The following is a 6350-nucleotide window of genomic DNA, read 5'->3' as shown; positions in this document are numbered from 1 at the left end:
AGCCCAACTCAGAATTTAGAAGTAATACACGAGTGAGTTTGAGTATTTATAAATATCTTTGCCCTATTTGCGTAGCGCTCTAATATAGTAGAAATTCTCATACTAGAAATTCTCCATCAAAACTATAACGTCTTAGTATATGTAGTTTTTAGAACTAAAAAGATACTATGTGGCGCTACGCAGAAGTCAGAGCTGAATTGTGGCCATCAATATGATGCCTGAATCCTTTAATTATTATCAAACACAAAATTTTAGTAATTGTAGTATCATATATTTCAGAGTTCATAATCCTTAATAAATAAGCTTTGATTCAATCGGAGACTTTAGAATTACTAGAATGGCCTCGCTTGTGTCAACATTTGGCCACTTTTACAGCAACTAAATTGGGTGCAATTGCTACTCATCATTTACAAATTCCGTCAACCAGGGCGGAGACAATACAGTTATTAGCCCAAACTCAGGAAGTATACAAACTAGAAACTCTTCTTACACAGGGTTTGTCTTTTGACGGGATTGAAGATATTGGTGATTCACTCGAAAGATCAGAATTAGGTGGTATACTTTCTGGAGGTGAACTTTTAGGTATTGCTACAACTCTGGCTGGCGTTCGTAAGTTGCGTCGGGCAATTGATGGTTATGAGTCAGAATATGAGTTGTCTGTTTTGCCGGAATTGGTAGCTGACTTGCGGACTTATCCAGAATTAGAACAAGAAATTCACCGTTGTATAGATGACCGGGGGGATGTCACGGATAGGGCAAGTCCTAAACTGGCAGGAATTCGTGAAAAAATGCACCATCTCCGGGATCGCATTGATAATATTCTCCGAGGGATTTTACAACGGAAAGCTAATGCTATTCAACAACCTATTATTACTCAACGGGGCGATCGCTTTGTAATTCCTGTTAAGGCTCCTCAAAAAGATGCTGTACCTGGTATTGTTCACGATACATCGACAACAGGTTCTACATTATACATTGAACCTAATACGGTTGTCAACCTTAATAATCAAATGCGACAACTGCAACGTCAAGCTCAAAGGGAAGAGGAAGCTATTCGCCAAGCTCTGACTGAGCAAGTGGCGGAAGTTAAGGAAGATTTAGAGCAGTTATTGGCGATCGCTACGATTATTGATTTGGCTACAGCTCGCGCTCGTTATAGTTTATGGTTAGGAGCTAATCCTCCTCAATTTACTGACCCAGACTCTGACCAACCTATGACTATGCGTCAATTGCGACATCCTTTGTTGGTATGGCAACAGCAGCACGAACAAGGAAGTTCGGTAGTACCTATTGATGTGAATGTTAGACCACCAGTGAGAGTAGTAGCGATAACTGGTCCTAATACTGGTGGTAAAACTGTTACTCTGAAAACTTTGGGATTAGCTGCACTGATGGCAAAGGTGGGATTATTTATACCTGCTAATGACCCTGTGGAGTTGCCTTGGTTTGAGCAAATATTGGCTGATATTGGTGATGAGCAGTCTTTAGAGCAAAGTTTATCTACTTTTTCTGGTCATATTCGACGAATTATTAGAATTTTAGAATCTATAGAGGGAACACTTAACTGGGAACAGGGAACAGTAATAGATGATTTTTCTGAGGATGAAAACAAGTTAAAAGTCAAAAGTCAAAAGTCAAAATTAATAGAAGGAGATGATTTTTCTGGGAATGAAAATAATTTAGAAGTTGATAATTTATCTGAGGATGAGAATAAGTTAAAAGTTAAAATTCAAAATTCAAAAGTAATAGAAGGAGATGATTTTTCTGAGGATGAAAATAATTTAGAAGTTGACAATTTATCTGAGGATGAAAACAAGTTAAAAGTTAAAATTCAAAATTCAAAAGTAATAGAAGGAGATGATTTTTCTGAGGATGAAAATAATTTAGAAGTTGACAATTTATCTGAGAATGAGAATCAGTTGAAAGTCAAACTTCAAAATTCAAAAGTAATAGAAGGAGATGATTTATCTGAGGATGAAAATAATTTAGAAGTTGATAATTTATCTGATAATGAGAATAAGTTGAAAGTCAAACTTCAAAATTCAAAAGTAATAGAAGGAGATGATTTATCTGGGAATGAAAACAATTTAGAAGTTGATAATTACGATGTTCCCTCTTCCCCGTTCCCTGTGGAAGAAAATTTTCGTTTATCACCTACTCTTGTGTTGTTAGATGAAGTTGGAGCTGGTACTGACCCGACTGAAGGTAGTGCTTTGGCAATTTCTCTATTACAATATTTGGCAGATAACGCATTATTAACAGTGGCAACTACTCACTTTGGAGAATTAAAAGCTCTTAAATATGAAGATGAAAGATTTGAAAATGCTTCAGTAGAATTTGATACTAATTCTTTACAACCAACTTATCGTCTACTTTGGGGAATTCCTGGGCGGTCTAATGCTATGACTATTGCTGGTAGATTAGGTTTAAAACAGGATATTATTGATAGAGCGCAAGATTATGTTGGAGGAGATTCTGAGGATGTAAATCAGGTAATTGCTGGTTTGGAAGAGCAAAGACAAAAACAAGAAACTAAGGCAAAGGAAGCTTCTGAATTATTACAAGAAACTGAGTATTTGCATCGGGAAGTTGCCCGAAAAGCTTCTGCTTTGAAAGAAAGGGAACGGGAATTAAAGTTAGCGCAAGAGGTGGCGGTACAGGAAAAAATTGCTGAGGCAAAAGCAGAAATTGCGACAGTAATTCGGAATTTGCAACAGGGTCCCCTGACTGCTAGAAATGCTCAGAAAGCAACTAATGCTATTAATGAAATTTCTGAAAAATATTTGCCTTCTCGTACTCCTCCACCGAAGAAACCTAGTTTTATGCCAAAGGAGGGCGATCGGATTAGAATTCCGAAGATTGGGCAAACTGCAGAAGTGTTGACTGCTGCTAATGAAAATGATGAGTTAACTGTTAAGTTTGGGATAATGAAAATGACAGTTAATTTAAGAGAAATAGAGTCTCTTGATGGTGAGAAGGTTGAGTCTTTTAAGAAGAGTAAAAATGTAGAATCTCAAAAGAGTAAAAAATCAGAAAGTAAGTCTAAGGAAAGTCAGTCTGAAGTTACTTCTAGTGGTTTAGCTGTTCGTACTTCTCAAAATAGTATTGATATTCGTGGCAGTCGGGTAGCGGATGCTCAAATTGAGGTAGACAGGGCATTGTCGAAGGCGATCGAATATGGTTTATTGTGGATTATTCATGGCAAGGGTACTGGTAAGTTGAGGCAGGGTATCCATGAATTTTTGCAGGAGCATCCTTTGGTGGAACGTTATGAGTTAGCTGCGAGAAATGATGGGGGTAGTGGGGTGACTATTGCTCATTTGAAGTAGGAAAGCAGCCAGACATGGATTTGGCCACGGATACACTGATGGATTTAGGAACGAAAGGCAAAAACTACCTACACAGCCCAGATTGAAGAGTTATCGACAGTTAAAACTTCAAAAGTGAATAGCTCTGCTTTTTTTGATTGAGTCATTTTCAATTATCTATCAGTGATTTTTTTGAGTTGAATAAAAAATCATGTGTAAATACGAGTTAACCCCAATAACATTTATTATTCTAATATTATCAGAGTTTTTGGTGGAAGGCAACCCCTTCGACGCAATTTTTTAGGAGCTTCACACAATGATAATTCTTGAGCATTTACTTTCGACATCTCCAATAATCAAAATAAAATCAATTATTTCTCCCTCCGACCTACTCCTTATGTCTGAAATTCCTGGAATAACCAAGGATAAACTTGACCTTGGTTTGTTTGACGAGTGCGTTGCAGTGCTTCTTCTAATAAAGAAATTGCTAAACCAGGCAAAACTTGAGACTGGTTAATTCTTTGACTACCGACCTTGGCAATGGCAAAGGCAATAATTTCTACATTCTGCACGTCAACTATCCAATATTCAGAAACATTCATTGCTTCATACAATAAACGTTTTTCCCCTTTATCATCTGCCAAGGAAGCATCGGCAACTTCAATAACTAGAGTGGGTGGGGGATAGATACCAAGATCGATAATAAAAGTTTCCCAAGGAATGACATCTGCATTTTCACCAATGTAATAGGAAGCATCGGGTTGAGCAGCGAGATATTCGGTTTTTTCATAAGCGCCATTATCCAACCCGTTGAGCATGATGTTCTTGGTGGCAGCAAACAGAGCAACTACTCCAATAACAAATGCGTGGTCACTAGCATGAGTGTTACCCACTGGTGACATTTCGATTCTAAATTTTCCGTTGTGGTAGTAACTTTTGGCTTTTTCGTAAATGGGGTCTTCAATGATTTGGATGTATTCTTGCCAAGTTGCAGTTATCCAAGTGTCTGTGGGTGGTTGGGTTTGGCTTTTGTTCATTGGTTTGGTGGGAAAATTTGAGTTTTTCACAAATTGAAAAGGTTGATTTTAATTTACAGCAGGATTTTTTAATATCGAGCGCTCGTTATATAAAAATCCTGAAGCTAAGAAACAATTGGTTAGAACGCGAAAATATTTTTCACTCCGACTCCCTACTCCCTACTCCCTATGTCTGAAACTGACTGAATAACCAAGCGTAAACTTGAGCTTGATTTTCTTGACGACTGCGTTGTAGTGCTTCTTGGAATAAAGAAATAGCTAACCCTGGCAAAACTTGAGATTGGTTAATTCTTTGACTACCTCCATTGGCAATAGCAAAGGCAATAATTTCTACCTTCTGTACGTCAATTATCCAATATTCAGCAACATTCATTGCTTCATATAGCAAACGCTTTTCGCCTTTGTCATCAGCTAGGGAAGTATTGGCAACTTCAATAACTAGATTTGGTGGAGGATAAATATCTAGGTCAATAATAGATGCTTCCCAAGAAACTACATCTGCATTTTCTCTAAAATAATAGGAAGCGTCTGGTTGAGCTGCTTGATATCCTGTTTTGCGATAAGTAGTGTCATTTGTGCCATCTACCTTGATACTTTTAGCCATCGCCAATAAGTTAACTATGGTAATAATAACCATCTGGTCTTTACCGTGCTTGTATCCTATTGGTGACATTTCGATTCTAAATTTTCCGTTGTTGTCATAACTTTTGGCTTTTTCGTAACTTGGGTCTTCAATGGTTTGGATATATTCTTGCCAGGTTGCTGTTATCCAAGTGTCTGTGGGTAGTTGGGTCATTTCAGTTATCAGTTATCAGTTATCAGTTATCAGTTATCAGTTATCAGTTATCAGTTATCAGTTGTCAGAAAATTTTGGTTTTTCAGAGTTTTTTTATATCGAGCGCTCGTTATTTAAAGATTCTATTTTTCTTGAACTTGGGCAACTCCTTCTCGCACTGCTTGACGAATTTCATGCCAGTCTTGTGCAGTCATCGGTTCGGCAGTGCCAGACTCTATACTTTCGATTAACATTGTTTCTAAGCGTTGCTTGGTTTGGCGTTGTTGGTCTTGCCGCATTAGGAGAATAAAATATTCGCTGGCATTTTTATAATTACCAAGTCGTAGTTGTTCTTCGACGTAGACTTGCAGGGAGTCAGGTAGAGAAATCATTATGTTTTCCATACTAGCTCGTCCAAACTAAAATTATTGGTTAAACCTAACCCCCCAACCCCTTCCCTGCTAGCGTTGGGGGGGAATATTCTCCCCTCTCCTTGCAGGAGAGGGGTCGGGGGAGAGGTCTTCTGGGTTGCTCAAACTTGCTCAAAATTGAAGTTAAAGAATATTGTAGCGTTTTTGAGGAAGGTCTTAATCGCAAAGATGTTTTATGCTTTCATCATCAGTAGTTTTGAGGTAAGCACTTGCCCAGTTACAAGCACGGTTGAGTAAGTCGTCTAAGTCTGCGTTTAATAGTAAGACTCCTGACTGGTTTTGTACAGCGATCGCTTTTCCATCAGGACTAAATTTTTCCCCTAAGAATGAATTGGTTGTGTAGAGTTGGGTTTCTTTGAGGAAGATGCCATTAAGTAGATAGAGTGTTACTAAACCATAACCGTAGTCGATGGCTAGGATATTACTTTCAGGGCTGAAATTAATACTATTTACTTCCCGATCATCATTATTAATCCGTTTTTTCAGTTTTTTCTTCTCAACATCCCATAATATAACAGTATCATTATCACTAACTGAAGCGATCATTTTGCCGTCAGGACTAAAAGTTGCTTTGCTTACTATATCTGTATGATCCTCAAAAGTGTCTATAAGTTCTCCATCTAAGCTCCAAAGCTTTAACATTTTATCACCAACACTAGAAAGAATATGTTTACCATCAGGGCTGAAAATTACAGTGTTTACTTTATCCTTTTCTTGAATAGTATTGATTAACCTACCATCTCTGTGCCAAATTTTAATAGTTTTATCATCGCTTCCAGAAACAATTTTTATTCAAAGA

5 protein-coding genes are annotated in these 6350 nt (G+C 37.7%); 1 reads left to right on the top strand and 4 read right to left on the bottom strand.

Annotated features, from left to right (window positions below; translation table 11 throughout):
* Positions 1 to 305 precede the first annotated feature (305 nt).
* The gene (locus F6K22_RS27460) at positions 306 to 3329 is read left to right on the top strand and encodes an endonuclease MutS2 (RefSeq protein ID WP_293105382.1); all 3024 of its coding nucleotides are present in this window, start codon (positions 306 to 308) and stop codon (positions 3327 to 3329) included.
* Positions 3330 to 3703: 374 nt separating this feature from the next.
* Here the strand turns inward: F6K22_RS27460 and F6K22_RS27455 are convergent, their stop codons facing one another.
* The 4 genes from F6K22_RS27455 to F6K22_RS27440 form a co-directional block, all read right to left on the bottom strand.
* Positions 3704 to 4375, bottom strand: a complete 672-nt coding sequence (locus tag F6K22_RS27455) for a Uma2 family endonuclease (protein WP_363274551.1) — start codon at positions 4373 to 4375, stop codon at positions 3704 to 3706.
* A gap of 136 nt (positions 4376 to 4511) precedes the next feature.
* Positions 4512 to 5141: a Uma2 family endonuclease gene (locus F6K22_RS27450; RefSeq protein WP_293105380.1), complete on the bottom strand. Its 630-nt coding sequence runs from the start codon at positions 5139 to 5141 to the stop codon at positions 4512 to 4514.
* Positions 5142 to 5263: 122 nt separating this feature from the next.
* Positions 5264 to 5524, bottom strand: coding sequence for a ribbon-helix-helix domain-containing protein (locus F6K22_RS27445; RefSeq protein ID WP_293105378.1), 261 nt, complete (start codon positions 5522 to 5524; stop codon positions 5264 to 5266).
* 183 nt (positions 5525 to 5707) lie between these two features.
* Complete coding sequence (locus F6K22_RS27440) at positions 5708 to 6337, bottom strand: WD40 repeat domain-containing protein (protein ID WP_293105384.1); 630 nt, start codon at positions 6335 to 6337, stop codon at positions 5708 to 5710.
* Positions 6338 to 6350 lie beyond the last annotated feature (13 nt).

It is taken from the genome of Okeania sp. SIO2F4, assembly GCF_010672385.1.
Classification (GTDB): domain Bacteria; phylum Cyanobacteriota; class Cyanobacteriia; order Cyanobacteriales; family Microcoleaceae; genus Trichodesmium.
This window is presented reverse-complemented; position numbering and strand designations above follow the sequence as displayed.

Excerpts from the sequence above, each read along its gene's own strand:
- F6K22_RS27450 (WP_293105380.1), bottom strand. The coding sequence starts at position 5,141 with ATGACCCAACTACCCACAGACACTTGGATAACAGCAACCTGGCAAGAA.
- F6K22_RS27445 (WP_293105378.1), bottom strand. The coding sequence starts at position 5,524 with ATGGAAAACATAATGATTTCTCTACCTGACTCCCTGCAAGTCTACGTC.